The sequence below is a fragment of the Methyloceanibacter sp. genome (genome assembly GCF_050999895.1).
GTDB lineage: Bacteria > Pseudomonadota > Alphaproteobacteria > Rhizobiales > Methyloligellaceae > Methyloceanibacter.
On record NZ_JBPCOU010000032.1, the window covers coordinates 1 to 18,376 of the forward strand.

An 18,376-nucleotide genomic window follows, 5' to 3' on the forward strand; every position below is an offset into this window, starting at 1 on the left:
CGTCATAGGCCGTGAAATGCGCTCCGCCCTTCTCGGCCAACACCTTCGTGATCGCGGCCGTCAGCGACGTCTTGCCGTGATCGACGTGACCGATAGTGCCGATGTTGCAGTGCGGCTTGTTACGCTGGAATTTTTCCTTGGCCATGTTGGCTCTCCATCCTTCAACAAAAAAAGCAGCCCGCAGTCCGGGGGCGGACCCCCGCGAACCTAGGCAAACTTGGCTTGAACCTCTTCCGCAACCGCCTGCGGCACTTGCGAGTAGTGGTCGAACTGCATCGTGAACTGCGCCCTGCCCTGACTCATGGAGCGAAGCGTGTTCACGTAACCGAACATATTGGCGAGCGGCACCATGGCGCTGATCACCGCGGCATTACCGCGGGACTCTTGCCCACGGACCTGGCCTCTGCGGCTCGTCAAATCGCCGATGATCCCGCCTACATAATCCTCGGGCGTCACAACTTCGACTTTCATCATCGGCTCGAGCAGTTTTGGCCCGGCCTTCATCGCGCCTTCGCGGAAAGCGGCGCGGGAGGCGATCTCGAACGCCATGACGCTGGAGTCGACTTCGTGATAGGCGCCGTCCGTGAGCGTGACCTTCACATCGAGGATCGGGAAGCCCGCGAGCACGCCGGCGTCGACCACGCTCTGCACGCCCTTGGCCACGCCGGGGATGTATTCCTTGGGCACGTTGCCGCCGACCACCTTGTTCTCGAACTCAAAGCCCTTGCCCTGCTCGTTCGGCTCGATGGTCATCTTCACGCGGGCGAACTGGCCCGAGCCGCCGGTCTGCTTCTTGTGGGTGTAGTCGATGTCGGCGCGCTTGGAGACGGTTTCACGGTAGGCCACCTGCGGCGCGCCCACATTGGCCTCCACCTTGAACTCGCGGCGCATGCGATCGACGATGATGTCAAGATGCAGCTCGCCCATGCCCTTGATGATGGTCTGCCCCGACTCGTGATCGACCGAAACTCGGAACGACGGATCCTCTTGCGCAAGACGGTGCAGCGCGACGCCGAGCTTCTCCTGGTCGCCCTTGGTCTTGGGCTCCACGGCAACTTCGATGACGGGGTCCGGAAACTCCATGCGTTCCAGGATCACGGGCTTGGCGGGATCCGAGAGCGTATCGCCGGTCGTGACGTCCTTGAGGCCGGCCAGGGCCACGATGTCGCCCGTATAGGCCTCTTTGATGTCTTCGCGGTGATTGGCGTGCATCAGCAGCATGCGGCCGATGCGCTCCTTCTTGTCCTTCACCGTGTTGAGCAGGGTCATGCCGGTATCGACCTTGCCCGAATAGATGCGGCAGAACGTGAGCGAGCCCACGAAGGGGTCGTTCATGATCTTGAAGGCCAGCATCGAGAGCGGCTCGGAATCTGACGGCGCGCGCGTCGCCTCCCCGCCGGTCTTGAAGTCGATGCCCTTCATCGGCGGCACATCGAGCGGCGACGGCAGATAGTCGACGACGGCGTCGAGCATCGGCTGCACGCCTTTGTTCTTGAAGGCGGAGCCACACAGGATCGGAACGAAAACGTTGGCGATGGTGCCCTTGCGGACCAGCGCCTTCAGCGTCTCCTCGGTTGGCTCCTGGCCCTCGAGATAGGCTTCCATCGCGGGCTCGTCGAGTTCGACGGCCTGCTCGACCAGCTTCTCGCGATATTCCTTGGCCTGCTCGAGGAGGTTGGCGGGGATGTCCTCGTCGTGGAAATCGGCGCCGAGGGACTCGTCGTCCCAGATGACGGCCTTCATGCGAACGAGGTCGATGATGCCGGGGAAATTATTCTCCGAGCCGATCGGCAGCTGGAGCACGATGGCGTTGGCGCCGAGGCGATCCTTCACCATCTGGACCGAGAGGAAGAAATCGGCGCCGATCTTGTCCATCTTGTTGACGAAGATCATGCGCGGCACGCCGTATTTATCGGCCTGACGCCATACCGTCTCGGTCTGCGGCTCTACGCCCTGGTTCGCGTCGAGCAGAGCCACCGCTCCGTCGAGCACCCGCAAGGAACGCTCGACCTCGATGGTGAAATCCACGTGGCCGGGCGTATCGATGATGTTGATGCGCTTGTCGTTCCAATACGCCGTGGTCGCAGCCGACGTGATCGTGATGCCGCGCTCCTGCTCCTGCTCCATCCAATCCATGGTGGCAGCGCCGTCGTGGACTTCGCCGATCTTGTGGCTTTTGCCGGTGTAGTAGAGGACACGCTCGGTGGTCGTGGTTTTCCCGGCGTCGATATGCGCCATGATCCCGATATTGCGGTAGTCCTCGAGGGGGGTCGTGCGTGGCATCTCGAAATCCTTGAGCTCGCTTTACCAGCGATAATGGGAGAAGGCGCGGTTCGCCTCCGCCATGCGATGGGTGTCCTCGCGCTTTTTGACGGCAGTGCCGCGATTATTCGCGGCGTCGAGCAGCTCTCCTGAAAGGCGCTCGACCATGGTGTTCTCATTGCGGCCGCGCGCCGCCGTGATGATCCAGCGAATGGCGAGCGCCTGACGGCGATCGAGCCTGACTTCGACCGGAACCTGATAGGTGGCGCCGCCGACGCGGCGCGAGCGGACTTCGAGCGCTGGCATCACGTTGCGCAGCGCCTCGTGGAACACCTCGACGGGGTTCTGCTTGGCCTTGCGCTCCATCTGATCGAGCGCGCCATAGACGATCCGCTCGGCCGCCGACTTCTTTCCTTCCTTCATGATGCTGTTCATGAATTTGGTCAGAGTCACGTCCCCGAATTTCGGATCGGGAATGATGTCGCGTTTTTCTGCTCTATGCCGTCGGGACATGTCCGTTCCTGTCGTCCTACGCAAAACGACCCACTATTTGGGTCGTTTGGCTCCATATTTCGATCGCCGCTGCCGGCGGGCGCTGACGCCTTGAGTGTCGAGCACGCCACGAATGATGTGATAACGCACGCCCGGCAGATCCTTGACGCGGCCGCCCCTGATCAGCACCACCGAGTGCTCCTGCAGGTTATGGCCTTCGCCCGGAATGTAGCTCGTCACCTCGAGCTGATTGGTCAGGCGCACGCGAGCCACCTTGCGAAGGGCCGAGTTCGGCTTCTTCGGCGTAGTCGTATACACGCGCGTGCAGACGCCCCGCTTCTGCGGGCAGGCCTGCATGGCCGGGACCTTGTTCCGCTTCCCGGGCTGTTGCCGCGGTTTGCGAATAAGCTGTTGAATCGTCGGCATCGCGCTTTCTCATTCCAATGTGCAACCGGGCCCGAAAGCCCAACAAGCGCCGAAGTGCGGTGACCGCGATCTTCAGCGCCTCAAAAACAGAGGATCTTGAGGGCTACCCCCCAAGATCATGGGCCCGAATCTGATTCCGGTTAGTCCGGCAGCGTCTAACCCGTGCCCTACGGCCAAAAAGTCCGAGGCAAAAATGGGCTACCGCCTGCCGCGAATATGCGCGCGTTGTATCAGGCCGTTTCTCGCATCGTCAAGCGTTTCGGGCTGTAATTCGGGGGCGGGACGCGAAAGCCGTCCCGCCCCCGAAACATGACGACCCGAGCGTTTGTCTAGACTGTCTCTTCCGCCTCCGCGGGCTCCTCGTCCTCGTGATCGAGACGCTCGGCCGCCGCCCGCTTACGCTCCTCCAGGATCAACTCGTCGCGATGGCTCGCGACCTGGTTCAGCCGCGACAGCATGGCGCCGGTACCGGCCGGGATGAGACGCCCGACGATGACGTTCTCCTTGAGCCCTTCCAGCATGTCCACCTTGCCGTTGACGGCGGCCTCGGTGAGCACGCGGGTGGTCTCCTGGAACGACGCCGCGGAGAAGAACGAGCGCGTCTGCAAGGAGGCCTTGGTGATGCCAAGCAGCACCGGCTGGCCCGTCGCGGGCTTGCCGCCATCGGCCACCACGGCCTCATTGGCATCCTCCAAGTCGATACGGTCGACCTGTTCGCCCTTGAGGTACTCGGTGTCGCCCGGATCCTCCACCTCGGTCTTTTGCAGCATCTGCCGGACGATGACCTCGATATGCTTGTCGTTGATCGTCACGCCCTGCAGCCGATAGACCTCCTGGATTTCGTTGACGAGATAGTTGGCGAGCTCCTCGACACCCTTAATGGCCAGGATGTCGTGGGGTGCGGGATGACCGTCGAGCAAATATTCGCCCTTTTCGATGCGGTCGCCATCCTGCACCGTCAGATGCCGGCCCTTGGGGATCAGATGCTCCACCGGCTCGCCCCCGTCGTCGGGGGTAATGGTGATGCGCCGCTTGTTCTTGTAGTCGCGGCCAAGCTGCACCGTACCGGACGTATCGGCGATGATGGCGTGATCCTTCGGACGCCTTGCTTCGAACAGCTCGGCCACGCGCGGCAGACCGCCGGTGATGTCCCGGGTCTTGGCGCTCTCCATCGGAATACGCGCAAGCACGTCGCCGGCCTTTACCTCGTGACCCGTCTCCACCGAGAGCACGGCGTCGACCGGCAAGAGGTAGCGGGCCTCGCCGCCACGCGGCAGCTTGGACAACTTGCCCTTCTTGTCCTTGATCACCACGGCGGGGCGGAGATCCGCGCCGCGCGGCGATGCGCGCCAATCGATGATCACGCTGTTGGTGATGCCGGTTGACTCGTCACGCCTCTCGCTAACCGACAGGCTTTCGACCAGATCCTCGAAGTCGATATGACCGTCGATCTCGGTGAGCACCGGGCGGGTATAGGGATCCCATTCCGCCAGGCGATCGCCGCGCTTGACCTTGACGCCGTCGTCCACGCGCAGATGCGTGCCGTAAGGCAGTCTGTGCACCGCCCGCTCGCTGCCGTCATCCTCGAGAATGACGAGCGTGGTGTTGCGGCCCATGACGATGAGCCGGCCTTGGGAGTCCTCCACCACGTTGCGCTGCTTGATCTTCACGGTGCCGTCAAAATTCGACTCCAGCGACGACTGGTCGATGACCTTGGCACTCGCCACGCCGCCAAGATGGAAGGTGCGCATGGTGAGCTGCGTGCCGGGCTCTCCGATCGACTGCGCGGCAATGACGCCGACAGCCTCTCCCATATTGACCGGCGTGCCGCGGGCGAGATCGCGCCCGTAACACTTGCCGCAGATGCCATTACGCGTCTCGCAGGTAAGCGCGGAGCGGATGCGCACCTCTTGCACGCCCGCCGTCTCCAGCATCTCGACCTGCTCTTCCTCAATGAGCTCGCCGCCCTTGATCAGGACCTTGCCCGTGGAGGGATTCTTGACGGCCTCCGCGGTCGTACGGCCGAGCGCACGCTGCCCCAAGGACACGGTCACCTCGCCGGCCTCCAGAATAGCCCGCACGGTGATGCCTTCCTTGGTGCCGCAATCTTCCTCGGTGACGATGCAGTCCTGCGCCACGTCGACGAGCCTGCGCGTCAGATAGCCCGAGTTGGCCGTCTTCAGCGCCGTATCGGCGAGGCCCTTACGCGCGCCGTGAGTCGAGTTGAAGTACTCGAGCACCGACAGCCCCTCCTTGAAGTTGGAGATGATCGGCGTCTCGATGATTTCGCCTGACGGCTTCGTCATCAGGCCGCGCATGCCCGCGAGCTGCTTCATCTGGGCGGGAGAACCACGCGCACCCGAATGCGACATCATGTAGATCGAGTTCATCGGCTTCTCGCGGCCGGTCTTCGGATCGCGCTCGACGGCGGAGATGCGCTTCATCATCTCCTTGGCGACCTGCTCCGTGCAGTCCGTCCAGGTGTCGACCACCTTGTTGTACTTCTCGCCGCGCGTAATCAGACCGTCATTGTACTGCTGCTCGTACTCGCGCACGAGCTCGGTCGTCTTCTGCACGATGGCGTCCTTGGTCTCGGGGATCACCATGTCGTCCTTGCCGAACGAGATGCCGGCACGGCAGGCATAAGAGAAGCCGAGGCCCATGATTTTGTCGCAGAAGATGACCGTTTGCTTCTGGCCGCAGTGGCGGTAAACCACGTCGATCAGGTTGGAGATTTCCTTCTTCGTGAGCAGCCGGTTCACGAGGTCGTAGCTGACATTCGAGTCCTTCGGCAGAAGCTCACCGAGCAGCATGCGGCCGGGAGTCGTGTCGTAGACAATCGATACGGGATTGCCCTTCTCATCGACCGTGTTGAAGCGGCCCTTGATCTTGCTGTGCAAGGTCAGAACCTTCGAGTCGAGCGCGTGATGAATCTCGGCCGTGTTGCCGAAGATCATGCCCTCGCCCGGCTCGCCATCCATGGGAACCGAGAGATAATAAAGGCCGAGCACGATGTCCTGCGACGGCACGATGATGGGGGAGCCGTTGGCCGGGTGCAGGATGTTGTTGGTCGACATCATCAAGACGCGCGCCTCGAGCTGCGCCTCCAGCGACAGCGGCACGTGCACAGCCATCTGATCGCCGTCGAAATCGGCGTTGAAGGCAGCGCAGACGAGCGGATGCAGCTGGATCGCCTTGCCCTCGATCAGCACGGGCTCGAACGCCTGAATGCCGAGACGGTGCAAGGTCGGTGCGCGGTTGAGCAGCACTGGATGCTCGCGGATGACCTCGTCCAGGATATCCCAGACCTCCGGCTTCTCCTTCTCGACGAGCTTCTTCGCCTGTTTCACCGTGGCGGCAAAGCCCTTGGCGTCGAGCCGCGCGTAGATGAACGGCTTGAACAGCTCGAGCGCCATCTTCTTCGGCAGGCCGCATTGATGCAGCTTGAGCTCGGGCCCGACCACGATGACCGAACGCCCGGAATAGTCGACGCGCTTGCCAAGCAGGTTCTGCCGGAAGCGGCCTTGCTTGCCCTTGAGCATGTCGGAGAGCGACTTCAGCGGCCGCTTGTTGGCGCCGGTGATGACGCGTCCGCGCCGTCCGTTGTCGAACAACGCGTCCACCGCCTCTTGCAGCATGCGCTTTTCGTTACGAATGATGATGTCCGGCGCGCGCAGCTCCACCAGCCGCTTCAAACGGTTGTTGCGGTTGATGACGCGGCGATAAAGATCGTTTAGGTCCGAAGTGGCGAAGCGGCCGCCGTCGAGCGGGACGAGCGGACGCAGCTCCGGCGGAATGACCGGCACCACCTGCATGATCATCCATTCCGGCCTATTGCCGGACTGGAGGAACGCCTCGACCACCTTCAGACGCTTGGCGAGCTTCTTCGGCTTCAGCTCCGTGGTGCACTCGCTAATCTCCACGCGCAGATCGGCCGCGATCCTCTCCAGATCGAGACCCTTCAAAAGCTCGTGGATCGCCTCGGCGCCGATGGCGGCCGTGAAGCTGTCCTCGCCGAATTCGTCCTGCGCCGTCATGTGCTCTTCTTCGCTCAGAAGCTGCAACGGCTTCAGCGAGGTCAGGCCGGGCTCGATGACGATGTAATGCTCGAAATATAGTACGCGCTCGAGGTCCTTGAGCGTCATGTCGAGCAAGAGCCCGATCCGCGACGGCAGGGACTTCAGAAACCAGATATGCGCGACAGGCGCTGCGAGCTCGATATGGCCCATGCGCTCGCGCCGGACCTTGGCGAGCGTGACCTCGACGCCGCACTTCTCGCAGATGATGCCCTTGTACTTCATGCGCTTGTACTTGCCGCACAAGCACTCGTAGTCCTTCACCGGGCCGAAGATACGCGCGCAGAACAGCCCGTCGCGCTCCGGCTTGAAGGTCCGATAGTTGATCGTCTCGGGCTTCTTGATCTCTCCAAACGACCAGGAGCGGATCTTCTCCGGACTGGCGATGCCAATCTGGATCTGATCGAAGTTCTGCTGCTGCGTCTGGGGACTGAAGAGATTGACGATTTCTTGGTTCATTCAGCTATCTCCCAATGGGCGATGGGGCCGCCCTTTCGCTTGCTCGCGACTAGTATCGATACGCGCCATGCCGCTCCGGCCTACTCAGCCGCGGGCCGTGGTAGTCTTGCTCTTTCAACTTCGTCCTTCGGGCGCGGCTGTGGCAGTTCCACATTCAAGCCCAAGGCACGCATTTCTTTGACGAGCACGTTGAACGATTCCGGGATGCCGGCCTCGAACGTATCGTCGCCGCGGACGATGGCTTCGTAGACCTTGGTGCGTCCGGCGACGTCGTCGGACTTCACCGTCAGCATCTCCTGGAGCGTGTAGGCCGCGCCGTAGGCCTCCAACGCCCAGACCTCCATCTCGCCGAAGCGCTGGCCACCGAACTGGGCCTTGCCGCCGAGAGGCTGCTGGGTCACGAGGCTGTAAGGCCCGATCGAGCGGGCATGGATCTTGTCGTCGACCAGTTGATGCAGCTTCAGCATATAGATGTAGCCGACCGTCACCTTGCGATCCAACGTCTCACCCGTGCGGCCGTCCTGCAGCGTCACCTGCCCCGAGCTGTCGAGGCCCGCGGCCGAAAGCAGCTCCGTGACGTCGCGCTCATGCGCTCCGTCGAACACAGGTGTCGCGACCGGAACGCCGGTCCTGAGAGCCTCGCTAACCTCGATGAGGCTCTCGTCCTTCAAGGCAGCGACAGTCTTGTCGTCGCCATAGATGCCCTTGAGGAGGTCCTTGAGCGGCTTCACCTTCTTCGACTCGTGATAGGCATCGAGGGCTTCGCCGATCTTCAGCCCGAGGCCGTGACAGGCCCAGCCGAGATGGGTCTCCAGGATCTGGCCGACATTCATGCGGCTCGGCACGCCGAGCGGATTGAGCACGATGTCGACGGGCGTGCCGTCTTCCAGATACGGCATATCCTCGATCGGCACGATCTGGCTGATCACGCCCTTGTTGCCGTGACGGCCGGCCATCTTGTCGCCGGGCTGGATCTTGCGCTTTACGGCGACGAAGACCTTGACCATCTTCATGACGCCGGGCGGCAGCTCGTCGCCGCGTTGCAGCTTGTCGACCTTGTCGACAAAGCGACCCTCGAGGCGCTTCTTCGCCTCGTCATACTGGCGACCGATGGCTTCCACCTCGGCCATCGCCTTCTCGTTCTTGAGGGCGATGTCCCACCAATGGCTGCGCGGCACGTCGTCGAGCAGCGCCTCGGTGATCTTGGCGTCCTTCTTGAAGCCCTTCGGGCCCTTGGCAACGACCTTATGCATCAGCACGTCGCGCAGACGCCCGTAGACGTTGCGGTCGAGGATCGCGATCTCGTCGTCGCGGTCCTTCGCGAGACGCTCGATTTCTTCGCGCTCGATCGCCATGGCGCGCTCGTCCTTCTCGACGCCGTGGCGATTGAACACGCGCACCTCGACCACCGTGCCCGACACGCCCGGCGGCAGCTTGAGCGAGGTATCGCGCACATCGGAAGCCTTCTCGCCGAAGATGGCGCGAAGCAGCTTCTCTTCCGGCGTCATCGGGCTTTCACCCTTCGGCGTGATCTTGCCGACGAGGATGTCGCTCGGATTCACTTCGGCACCGATATAGACGATGCCCGCCTCGTCGAGATTCTTCAGCGCCTCTTCCGACACGTTGGGAACTTCGCGCGTGACCTCCTCCGGCCCGAGCTTCGTGCCGCGGGCCATCACCTCAAACTCCTCGATATGGATCGAAGTGAATACGTCGTCGCGCACGACGCGCTCGGAGATGAGGATGGAGTCCTCGAAATTGTAGCCCATCCACGGCATGAAGGCGACGAGCACGTTCCGCCCGAGCGCCAGCTCGCCGAGATCGGTCGACGGTCCATCGGCCACGATTTCACCGGCCTCTATCGCGTCGCCGACACGCACCAGCGGCCGCTGATTGATGCAGGTATTCTGGTTCGAGCGCTGGAACTTGCGCAGATTGTAAATGTCCACGCCCGACTTCGACGGATCGGTCTCCTCGGTCGCGCGAATGACGATACGCGTCGCATCGACCTGATCGACAATGCCGGTGCGGCGCGCGGCGATGGCGGCGCCGGAATCGCGCGCAACCACCTGCTCCATGCCGGTGCCAACCAGCGGAGCTTCTGCGGTGATCAGCGGCACGGCCTGGCGCTGCATGTTTGAGCCCATGAGGGCGCGGTTGGCGTCGTCATTCTCAAGGAACGGAATCAACGCCGCGGCAACCGAGACAAGCTGCTTCGGCGACACGTCGATCAGATCGACCTTGTCCACCGGCATCAGCTCGACATCGCCCGCATGCCGGCAAACGACGAGGTCCTCGACGAAGGTGCCGTTCGGCGCGAGCTCCGCATTGGCCTGCGCGATGTTGTAGCGGGCCTCTTCCATCGCGGAGAGATAGACGACCTCGTCGGTGACCTTGTTCTTCACCACGCGGCGATACGGGCTCTCGATGAAGCCGTATTTATTGACGCGCGCATAGGTCGCGAGCGAGTTGATAAGACCGATATTCGGCCCTTCCGGCGTCTCGATCGGACAGATGCGCCCATAATGGGTCGGATGCACGTCGCGCACCTCGAAGCCCGCACGCTCGCGCGTCAGGCCACCCGGTCCAAGCGCCGACAGCCGGCGCTTGTGGGTGATCTCAGACAACGGATTGGTCTGGTCCATGAACTGCGACAGCTGCGAGGAGCCGAAGAACTCGCGCACCGCGGCGGCCGCGGGCTTCGCGTTGATCAGGTCCTGCGGCATCACCGTGTCGATATCGACCGAGCTCATGCGCTCCTTGATGGCGCGCTCCATGCGCAACAGGCCGACGCGATACTGATTCTCCATCAGCTCGCCGACCGAACGCACGCGGCGATTGCCGAGATGATCGATGTCGTCGATCTCGCCCCTGCCGTCGCGCAGACCAACCAGCGTTTGGATCACCGCGAGAATGTCTTCCTTGCGCAGCGTGCGCATCGTGTCCGGCGCATCGAGATCGAGGCGCATGTTCATCTTCACGCGGCCGACGGCCGACAGATCGTAACGCTCGGGATCGAAAAAGATGCCCTTGAACAGCGTCTGGGAGGCTTCCGGCGTCGGCGGCTCGCCGGGACGCATGACCCGGTAAACGTCGAGCAGCGCCTCGTCGGTATTGCAGTTCTTGTCGATCGCCAGCGTGTTGCGAAGGAAGGCGCCGACATTGACGTGGTCGATGTCGAGCAGTGGGATCTCCTTGAGACCGAGTTCCTTCAGCTTCTCGAGCAGCTTCGGGTCGATCTCCTCGCCAGCCTCGCCGTAGATCTCGCCCGACTTGGCGTTGAGAATATCCTCGGCGAGATAGCGGCCGTTCAGCTCTTCGTCGGATACAAGCAGCTCCTTCAGTCCCTCGTCGGCGAGCTTCTTCGCAAGGCGCGCGGTGAGCTTGCGCCCGGCCTCGACCACGACCTTGCCGGTCTTGGCGTCGATCATGTCGCTGGTCGGCTTGATGCCGCGCATGCGATCGGCACGGAACGGCATGCGCCATCCGTCCTTGGTCGCCTTCAGAATGACGCGGTCGTAGAAAGTGGAGAGAATTTCCTCGTCGTCGAGCCCAAGCGCGTAAAGCAGTGTCGTCACCGGCAACTTGCGGCGCCGGTCGATGCGGACATAGACAATGTCCTTGGCGTCGAACTCGAAGTCGAGCCAAGAGCCGCGATAGGGAATGATGCGCGCGGCAAACAGAAGCTTGCCGCTCGAATGCGTCTTGCCGCGGTCGTGGTCGAAGAACACGCCCGGCGAGCGATGCATCTGCGAGACGATCACGCGCTCGGTGCCGTTGATGACGAACGTGCCGTTCATCGTCATCAGCGGCATGTCACCCATATAGACGTCCTGCTCTTTGATGTCCTTGACGGAGCGCGCGCCGGTCTCCTCGTTCACATCGAACACGATGAGCCTGAGCGTGACCTTTAGCGGCGCGGCATAGGTCATGCCCCGCTGCTGGCACTCTTCCACGTCGTATTTCGGCGGCTCGAAGGCGTAGCGCACGAACTCGAGCTGCGCGCGATCGCCGAAATCCTTGATCGGAAACACCGAGCGGAACACGGCCTGCAGACCTTCGTCGCCGCGGCCACCCTCTGGCTCCTCCACCATGAGGAACTGATCGTAAGACTGCTTCTGAACCTCGATGAGGTTCGGCATTTCGGCCACTTCGTGGATGCGGCCGAACATTTTCCGCAGTCGCTTACGACCATTCAGAGACTGTTGCGCCATGTGGTTCTCTCGTCCTTTTTGGATCGTCAAAATGGCTCACCAAAACCCCCGCCGGCTGAGCGGAGGTTCTGGAGAGACGTTTCTCTCATGTGGTGTTGGGTTGGCCCGGGCAAACGAGACTATTTGGGGTTTGCCCGGGCATATTTCAACCCGTGAACTACTTCAGCTCGACGGTCGCTCCGGCACCCTCAAGCTGCTTCTTGAGCTTATCGGCTTCGTCCTTGTTGACGCCTTCCTTGACCGTTTTCGGTGCGCCTTCCACGAGATCCTTGGCCTCTTTCAAGCCAAGACCCGTGATGGTGCGCACTTCCTTGATAACATTTATCTTTTGGGCTCCAACGGTGGTCAGAACGACGTCGAATTCCGTCTTCTCCTCGACAGCCGTGGCCTCGCCACCGCCGCCCCCGACCATCATGGCCATCGGCGCCGCAGCGGACACGCCCCACTTCTCTTCGAGCAGTTTCGCGAGATCGGCCGCCTCAAGAACGGTGAGCCCGGAAAGGTCGTCTACGATTTTCTGGAGATCTGCCATTTTGGTTATCCTCGTACCTTAAACTTTTGCATGAGTGACCTGACCGTCGTCACGCCGCTTCCTTCCTGCCAAAGGCCGCGACCACGCGAGCAAGCTGGGCGCCGGGCTCGTTCAGCGTGCGGGCGATTTTGCTCGCAGGCGCCTCAATGAGGCCGATCAACTTGCTTCTGAGTTCGTCGAGCGAAGGCAGACTGGCGAGCGCACTCACCCCTTGGGCGTCGAGCACCGTGGTTCCCATCGCGCCGCCGAGGATGACGAACTTTTCGTTTCCCTTGGCAAACTTGACGGCAATCTTCGGCGCCGCCATCGGGTCCTCGGAATAGGCGATGCAGGTCGGACCCCGCATCAAATCCGCGATACCCTGGGCGTCGGTGCCTTCGAGGGCGAGCTTGACCAGCCTGTTCTTAGCCACTTTGACTTGGCCGCCGGCGCTTCTCATTTCGCTCCGGAGCCGCGTCATGGCGGCGACTGAAAGGCCGGCGTAGTGGGCGATGACGATCACGCCGGACTGGGCGAAGACATCGTGAAGCGCTGTCACGACTTCGCGCTTCTGAGCTCTTTCCACTGCTCACTCCGTCCTTGTGGCTAGAGGCAAAAGCCCCTGACCAACTACACCTAGCCGCCGGAAGCGCATGAACGACCTGCAAGTCGCCCCGCTTTTCCAACGGCGCTCTTGCCTGCCCTGCCTCACGCAAATTAGATGCGTGTGAGGCAGTTACGAGGTTCAAACCGATCTCCAAGTTGCGGTAACCTCCGCATCTTGATCCGTTCGACTCCCGTCTCATGCAGGCCCAGAAGGCTTAAGCGGTTTCCCACACCTGCAATCTCGGACAGGTCAAACCGCTCTTTGAGGAGCGGCCCGTCCGGACCTGAACGCCAGGCCCGAAACTCTAAAATCCCTACGCGCCGCCGACGCTGGCGGGCTCGATCTTGACGCCCGGTCCCATCGTCGAGGTGACCGCAATGCGCTTCATGAACGTGCCCTTGGAGCCCGACGGCTTGGCCTTCATCACCGCATCGGTAAAGGCGCGAATATTCTCGACGAGCGCCTTCTCGGTGAAGCTCGCCTTGCCGACGCCCGCATGAATGATGCCGGCCTTCTCGACACGAAATTCCACCGCGCCGCCTTTCGCGCCCGCGACAGCCTGAGCGATATCGTTCGTGACGGTGCCGACCTTCGGGTTCGGCATCAGACCGCGCGGGCCGAGCACCTTTCCCAGACGTCCGACGAGCGGCATCATGTCCGGCGTCGCGATGCAGCGGTCGAAATCGATCACGCCCTTCTGCACCTGCTCGACGAGATCCTCGGCACCGACGACGTCCGCGCCGGCCTTCTTCGCTTCCTCAGCCTTCGCGCCCTTGGCGAACACACCCACGCGAAGCTTTCGGCCCGAACCGTTCGGCAACTGGCACACGCCGCGCACCATCTGGTCGGCATGACGCGGATCGACACCGAGATTCATCGCGATCTCGATGGTCTCGTCGAACTTGGTATTCGCTGCGTCCTTGACGAGCTTCACTGCGTCTCCGAGCGAGTAGAGCTTGTCGCGCTCGATCTTCTCGCTTGCGGCGCGAAAGCGTTTGCCGGGTTTGCTCATCGTCCCTACTCCTGCACCTGAAGGCCCATCGAGCGGGCGGAGCCTGCAATGATCTTCATCGCCTGCTCGACGGAATTGGCGTTCAAATCTTTCATCTTGACCTCTGCGATCTCGCGCAGCTGATCCTGCGTCACGGTACCGGCCACGCCGCGACCGGGAGTCGTCGAGCCCTTGCCGATCTTCGCCGACTTCTTCAGCAGGAAGGACGCCGGCGGCGTCCGCATCTCGAAGCTGAAGGAGCGGTCGGCATAGACCGTGATCACGGTCGGAATCGGCGAGCCCGCCTCGAGCTTCTGCGTCGCCGCATTGAACTGCTTGCAAAACTCCGGGATGTTCACGCCGCGCTGTCCGAGCGCAGGCCCGATCGGCGGCGAGGGATTAGCCTGCCCCGCCGGCACCTGAAGCTTGATGTAACCGTCGATCTTTTTTGCCATTATCTATTCGTCCCGCGGGTTTCCCGCTCAACGCACCCTGTCCAAAATCAAAGTTTCTCGACCTGCGCATATTCAAGTTCGACCGGCGTCGGCCGTCCGAAGATCGACACCGCAACCTTGAGGCGCGCGCGCTCTTCGTCGACTTCCTCGACGAGACCGTTGAACGAAGCGAAGGGACCATCGGCCACCCGCACCTGCTCGCCGATCTCGAACGTCACGGACGGCTTCGGCCGCTCGACGCCCTCCTGCACCTGCTTCAAGATCCGGTTCGCCTCAGCCTCGGAGATAGGGATCGGCTTCGTCTCCGTGCCGAGGAAGCCCGTCACCTTCGGCGTGCTCTTGATTAGGTGGTAGGTCTCGTCATTCAAATCCATCTTCACAAGCACGTAGCCCGGAAAGAACTTGCGCTCGGAACTGACCTTGCGGCCGCGGCGCATCTCGACAACTTCCTCCATCGGCACGAGCACCTCTTCGAACATGTCGCCGAAACCGGCGGCGGCGGCGCGCTCCTTGATGGACTCGGCGACCTTCCGCTCAAAGTTCGAGTAGGCGTGGACGATGTACCAACGCTTTGCCATTAGCGTCCCAAACCCAAGACCAGCGTCACGATGGTGCTCAGCACCCAGTCCGCGGCGAGGAAAAACAGCGCAGCAAAAATCGACAGGATGACCACCATGATCGTGGTGATCACCGTCTCGCGGCGCGTCGGCCAGGTGACCTTCGCCACCTCGGTGCGCACCTGCTGCAAAAACTCGAATGGATTCGTTCTCGCCATTTTTCTTCCTTGTCGAGACCAGTATCGGTCCCGTGAATTCCGCTTCTGCGCGCCGCTCATGCATGGCAGGAGTGGAGGGACTCGAACCCCCAACCCCCGGTTTTGGAGACCGGTGCTCTAGCCAGTTGAGCTACACTCCTATCGCCTGCTCCACGCCTACCGCGACCCTCTTTGTCAGCTACACATCAAGCCTCGACGGCTAGCGATCTGGAGCGGGTGAAGGGAATCGAACCCTCGTCGTCAGCTTGGAAGGCTGCTGCTCTACCATTGAGCTACACCCGCATTCCATCCTCTCGAAGTTGGGTGGTGGAGGGGGTAGGATTCGAACCTACGTAGGCATAGCCAACGGGTTTACAGCCCGTCCCCTTTAGCCACTCGGGCACCCCTCCTTCGCTCCGGATGGATTGACTGGTGATTGTAACCAAGCAAAAACGCCCCGCCGTCGGCCGGCAGGGTCCGCCAATAGGTTTATGAGAAGCAGGCGGGAAACTGTCAACAGTAAATCAAGTCCATTCGGGGCTTTCAAGCCTGCAAAAGGTCGTTTAGCACTAGCGTCCGTGCCCTGAAAGCTCTCCATGCGACGCAGCAAGCAAAGACCGCCAAAAACCTTCCGCAAGCCCCACGGCGAACCGAGGCAGACCCGTAAACCGGGCGGGAACGGCATGATGCTGTTCGGGCTTCACGCCGCCGAGGCTGCGCTCCGGAACGAACGACGGCAGATCAAGCGCATTGTGGCGACCGATAATGCCGCGCGCAGGTTTGACCCCCTCATCGCCAAGCGTGGCCTTACGGTCGAATCCGCTTTCCCGAAGGATCTCGATAGGCTGCTGGGCCCCGACACGGTGCATCAAGGAATCGCGCTCGAAGTCGAGCAGCTCCCGCCGCTCAGCCTTGATAATGTGGCCGATGACGGACTGCTCGTGGTCCTGGATCAGGTGACCGATCCCCATAATGTCGGGGCGGTGCTGCGCTCCGCCGCCGCTTTCGGCGCCACCGGCCTCGTCCTCACCGAGCGTCACAGTCCGCCGCTCGCGGGCGTCCTGGCCAAAGCCGCAAGCGGAGCGCTCGACATCGTCCCCATGATTCTCGTGAAAAATCTGGCCCAGGCTCTCGCCGAACTCGGCGAAAGAGGCTTCCAGCGCATTGGCCTAGCGGAAGAAGGATCGGAGACCCTGGAGAGCGTGGCGCTCAGCCGCCCCTTAGCGCTGGTTCTCGGCGCGGAAGGGACAGGCTTGCGGCGGCTTACGCGGGAATCCTGCGACCGGCTCTGCCGCATCACCACGGATGCCCAATTCGGCAGTCTCAATATCTCCAACGCCGCCGCAGTCACGCTGCATTGGGCGAGCCTCCAGACCCGCGCGCTTTCAACCTAGGTGCAGAGAGCAAGTCCGGGAGAGATCACATCCCTCCCCGACGTGGTTCTAGTTGCAGAAACGGCGGCCGAAAAACGGGTCGTACCAACAATTCCTGCGCCAATAGCAACTGCCCGGGCCGGTATTGCACGTACTGTAGGCCGGCCGGACGTAATAGGGCCCCAACCGCACGGCGCCGGCGCAACGACCACCGGAGCGGGCATCGGAATCGGCACCGGGGCCGGCATCAAGACGACGCCGCCACAACGCCCCCAACGGCCACCGCGCGCATCGGCAGTGTCGACCGCCGCGACGAGCAGGCCGGCTGCCGCCACGAGAACAGCAGCGAGACTCAACGCAACTCTCATTTCTTGGACTCCACTAGGGCTGGATCCGTCTCCTTGGCCCGAGTGGCGCGATCAGGAGAAGGTCCCTATGCTTGCTTACCAAGCGAGTATCCGCCGAGTTAATTGGCTATTTTCCAACGCTCGCGTGTTGAGGAAGCCTTAAGCGGTGCCCCGCAATGAAACAATTTTGCGGAGATTAGGGAACAACTTGCAAGCTATTTGACCGGCCCGTCATAGGCCTTGGCCCGCCCCTGGTAAGCCTGCGGTTGCACCGGATAATGGAAATACGGCATGCAGCGCGCATGACCGTCCGTCGCAGTGGTGTAGGGGCGATAGAACCACCAGTAGGTCTTGGGATAGCAGTAGAAGCTCTGCGCGCGGCGGCGATGAATGATCGGAACCGCCGGCTTGGTAGCCCTTCCGCCCTGTATCCCGACGGCCGCGACGCTCGCGGCGTTGCCACAAATTGGAAGCGCGAGAGCACAAAAACCGAAAGCCGCGACGGCCATAGCGAGCTTGGACCAGCTCATCTCTATCCCCCAGGCACCGAGTCCCTGCATGCCACCCTAGACAAAAGGGGATGGCCGCGCAAACGCAAGGGAACGAAGCGTGCGCTTATGAGGCGAAGACGCACGGGCCACTTATCCATAGGCCCACTTGACAGTCAGACGCGCCAAGCTCTCAACTCTTCAGCAACAGCTTCTCGCGTTTCTCATGAGTGCGTAGGAACAGAGTCCCCCAATTTGCGTTGCTGATACTTGTTCCTGAACCCCAAATCTTTTCTGTTGGAAGGAAACACGCCATGTCCTCGACTGATGATGTGCGCTCGGCCGCAAAACGTTCCGGCGCCAACCCCCGCGACGCCGACGAGCTCGCCGTTCAGCTTGATGCGATGCGCGCCGACGTTCAGAACCTGACCAACACCGTGAGCCGCATCGCCAAGGGCCAGGTCAATCGCGCCCAAGACAAGGCCATGGAAGCGGCCGGCGAAGCCGAAGATGCCATCCGGCGCAACCCGCTCGCCGCCGTTGGTATCGCAGTCGGCCTCGGCTTTCTCTTTGGCGTCTTCACCCGCCGCTAGGAGCAGGTTTCATGCTGCGCTACCTGCTTCCACTCATGTCCTCACTGCAAATCGGATTGCGGATCAAGCAGTCCGTCCAGGCCTATCTGCGGCAGGCTGCTGTCGTCGCGGTCGCGGTGGTTTTGCTGGCCCTGGCTGTGGCCTTCGGCTTGCTTGCGTTTTATCACGCCCTCGCCTCCGTCTACGGCTTCACGCCGCTGGAGGCGGCGGGCATGGTCGGCGGGGGTCTGGCTCTGCTCGGCCTGCTCACTCTCGCGACCCTGCCGCTTTTCGCGCGGCGCCCGAAAAGTGAGGTCTCCCGCGCCATTGCCAAACCCGGCGAAGGCCT

General features: G+C 62.0%; 16 protein-coding genes and 3 tRNA genes. 3 read left to right on the forward strand and 16 right to left on the reverse strand.

The window, feature by feature from the left end; translation table 11 throughout:
• From ACR2J1_RS03210 to ACR2J1_RS03280, 15 genes are all read right to left on the reverse strand, one after another.
• Positions 1-145, reverse strand: a 145-nt coding sequence (locus tag ACR2J1_RS03210) for a GTP-binding protein (RefSeq protein WP_434017925.1), incomplete at its 3' end; no start/stop codon positions are given.
• 62 nt (positions 146-207) lie between these two features.
• The gene (gene fusA / locus ACR2J1_RS03215; protein ID WP_434017910.1) at positions 208-2,283 is read right to left on the reverse strand and encodes an elongation factor G; all 2,076 of its coding nucleotides are present in this window, start codon (positions 2,281-2,283) and stop codon (positions 208-210) included.
• 21 nt (positions 2,284-2,304) lie between these two features.
• Positions 2,305-2,775, reverse strand: a complete 471-nt coding sequence (gene rpsG, locus ACR2J1_RS03220) for a 30S ribosomal protein S7 (protein WP_434017911.1) — start codon at positions 2,773-2,775, stop codon at positions 2,305-2,307.
• A gap of 33 nt (positions 2,776-2,808) precedes the next feature.
• Positions 2,809-3,180, reverse strand: a complete 372-nt coding sequence (gene rpsL / locus ACR2J1_RS03225) for a 30S ribosomal protein S12 (RefSeq protein ID WP_434017912.1) — start codon at positions 3,178-3,180, stop codon at positions 2,809-2,811.
• A 329-nt stretch (positions 3,181-3,509) separates the two neighbouring features.
• Positions 3,510-7,715, reverse strand: a complete 4,206-nt coding sequence (gene rpoC, locus ACR2J1_RS03230) for a DNA-directed RNA polymerase subunit beta' (protein WP_434017913.1) — start codon at positions 7,713-7,715, stop codon at positions 3,510-3,512.
• A gap of 80 nt (positions 7,716-7,795) precedes the next feature.
• Positions 7,796-11,929, reverse strand: coding sequence for a DNA-directed RNA polymerase subunit beta (gene rpoB, locus ACR2J1_RS03235; RefSeq protein ID WP_434017914.1), 4,134 nt, complete (start codon positions 11,927-11,929; stop codon positions 7,796-7,798).
• Between the two features lie 157 nt (positions 11,930-12,086).
• On the reverse strand, positions 12,087-12,461 hold the full coding sequence (gene rplL / locus ACR2J1_RS03240; protein ID WP_434017915.1) for a 50S ribosomal protein L7/L12: 375 nt from the start codon (positions 12,459-12,461) through the stop codon (positions 12,087-12,089).
• Between the two features lie 49 nt (positions 12,462-12,510).
• Complete coding sequence (rplJ, locus tag ACR2J1_RS03245; protein WP_434017916.1) at positions 12,511-13,026, reverse strand: 50S ribosomal protein L10; 516 nt, start codon at positions 13,024-13,026, stop codon at positions 12,511-12,513.
• Between the two features lie 334 nt (positions 13,027-13,360).
• Positions 13,361-14,059 (reverse strand): 50S ribosomal protein L1, encoded by a 699-nt coding sequence (gene rplA, locus ACR2J1_RS03250; protein WP_434017917.1) that lies wholly within the window; start codon positions 14,057-14,059, stop codon positions 13,361-13,363.
• A gap of 5 nt (positions 14,060-14,064) precedes the next feature.
• On the reverse strand, positions 14,065-14,493 hold the full coding sequence (gene rplK, locus ACR2J1_RS03255) for a 50S ribosomal protein L11 (protein ID WP_434017918.1): 429 nt from the start codon (positions 14,491-14,493) through the stop codon (positions 14,065-14,067).
• Positions 14,494-14,540: 47 nt separating this feature from the next.
• The gene (gene nusG / locus ACR2J1_RS03260; RefSeq protein WP_434017919.1) at positions 14,541-15,071 is read right to left on the reverse strand and encodes a transcription termination/antitermination protein NusG; all 531 of its coding nucleotides are present in this window, start codon (positions 15,069-15,071) and stop codon (positions 14,541-14,543) included.
• On the reverse strand, positions 15,071-15,268 hold the full coding sequence (secE, locus tag ACR2J1_RS03265) for a preprotein translocase subunit SecE (protein WP_434017920.1): 198 nt from the start codon (positions 15,266-15,268) through the stop codon (positions 15,071-15,073). The genes nusG and secE overlap by 1 nt, the downstream gene beginning before the upstream one ends.
• 63 nt (positions 15,269-15,331) lie before the next feature.
• Positions 15,332-15,408, reverse strand: a tRNA-Trp gene (locus tag ACR2J1_RS03270).
• Between the two features lie 68 nt (positions 15,409-15,476).
• Positions 15,477-15,550 (reverse strand) — tRNA-Gly (locus ACR2J1_RS03275).
• Positions 15,551-15,572: 22 nt separating this feature from the next.
• Positions 15,573-15,657, reverse strand: a tRNA-Tyr gene (locus ACR2J1_RS03280).
• 186 nt (positions 15,658-15,843) lie between these two features.
• On the opposite strand from ACR2J1_RS03280, the gene rlmB reads away from it, so the two are divergent.
• Positions 15,844-16,641, forward strand: a complete 798-nt coding sequence (gene rlmB, locus ACR2J1_RS03285) for a 23S rRNA (guanosine(2251)-2'-O)-methyltransferase RlmB (protein ID WP_434017921.1) — start codon at positions 15,844-15,846, stop codon at positions 16,639-16,641.
• Positions 16,642-17,182: 541 nt separating this feature from the next.
• Here the strand turns inward: rlmB and ACR2J1_RS03290 are convergent.
• Positions 17,183-17,497: a hypothetical protein gene (locus ACR2J1_RS03290; RefSeq protein WP_434017922.1), complete on the reverse strand. Its 315-nt coding sequence runs from the start codon at positions 17,495-17,497 to the stop codon at positions 17,183-17,185.
• Positions 17,498-17,769: 272 nt separating this feature from the next.
• Here ACR2J1_RS03290 and ACR2J1_RS03295 point away from each other — a divergent pair, with 272 nt between their 5' ends.
• Both ACR2J1_RS03295 and ACR2J1_RS03300 read left to right on the forward strand, forming a co-directional pair.
• Positions 17,770-18,048 carry a DUF883 family protein gene (locus tag ACR2J1_RS03295; RefSeq protein ID WP_434017923.1) on the forward strand — a complete coding sequence of 93 codons (279 nt, stop codon included), beginning with the start codon at positions 17,770-17,772 and terminating at the stop codon, positions 18,046-18,048.
• A gap of 11 nt (positions 18,049-18,059) precedes the next feature.
• Positions 18,060-18,376, forward strand: a 317-nt coding sequence (locus tag ACR2J1_RS03300; RefSeq protein WP_434017924.1) for a hypothetical protein, incomplete at its 3' end; no start/stop codon positions are given.

Bases quoted from the DNA above. Each gene is read 5' to 3' on its own strand.
- rplK (WP_434017918.1), bottom strand. From the start codon at position 14,493: ATGGCAAAAAAGATCGACGGTTACATCAAGCTTCAGGTGCCGGCGGGG.
- nusG (WP_434017919.1), bottom strand. From the start codon at position 15,071: ATGGCAAAGCGTTGGTACATCGTCCACGCCTACTCGAACTTTGAGCGG.
- ACR2J1_RS03295 (WP_434017923.1), top strand. From the start codon at position 17,770: ATGTCCTCGACTGATGATGTGCGCTCGGCCGCAAAACGTTCCGGCGCC.
- rpoC (WP_434017913.1), bottom strand. From the start codon at position 7,715: ATGAACCAAGAAATCGTCAATCTCTTCAGTCCCCAGACGCAGCAGCAG.
- rpoB (WP_434017914.1), bottom strand. From the start codon at position 11,929: ATGGCGCAACAGTCTCTGAATGGTCGTAAGCGACTGCGGAAAATGTTC.
- rpsL (WP_434017912.1), bottom strand. From the start codon at position 3,180: ATGCCGACGATTCAACAGCTTATTCGCAAACCGCGGCAACAGCCCGGG.
- fusA (WP_434017910.1), bottom strand. From the start codon at position 2,283: ATGCCACGCACGACCCCCCTCGAGGACTACCGCAATATCGGGATCATG.
- rpsG (WP_434017911.1), bottom strand. From the start codon at position 2,775: ATGTCCCGACGGCATAGAGCAGAAAAACGCGACATCATTCCCGATCCG.
- rlmB (WP_434017921.1), top strand. From the start codon at position 15,844: ATGCGACGCAGCAAGCAAAGACCGCCAAAAACCTTCCGCAAGCCCCAC.
- ACR2J1_RS03290 (WP_434017922.1), bottom strand. From the start codon at position 17,497: ATGAGCTGGTCCAAGCTCGCTATGGCCGTCGCGGCTTTCGGTTTTTGT.
- secE (WP_434017920.1), bottom strand. From the start codon at position 15,268: ATGGCGAGAACGAATCCATTCGAGTTTTTGCAGCAGGTGCGCACCGAG.
- rplA (WP_434017917.1), bottom strand. From the start codon at position 14,059: ATGAGCAAACCCGGCAAACGCTTTCGCGCCGCAAGCGAGAAGATCGAG.
- rplL (WP_434017915.1), bottom strand. From the start codon at position 12,461: ATGGCAGATCTCCAGAAAATCGTAGACGACCTTTCCGGGCTCACCGTT.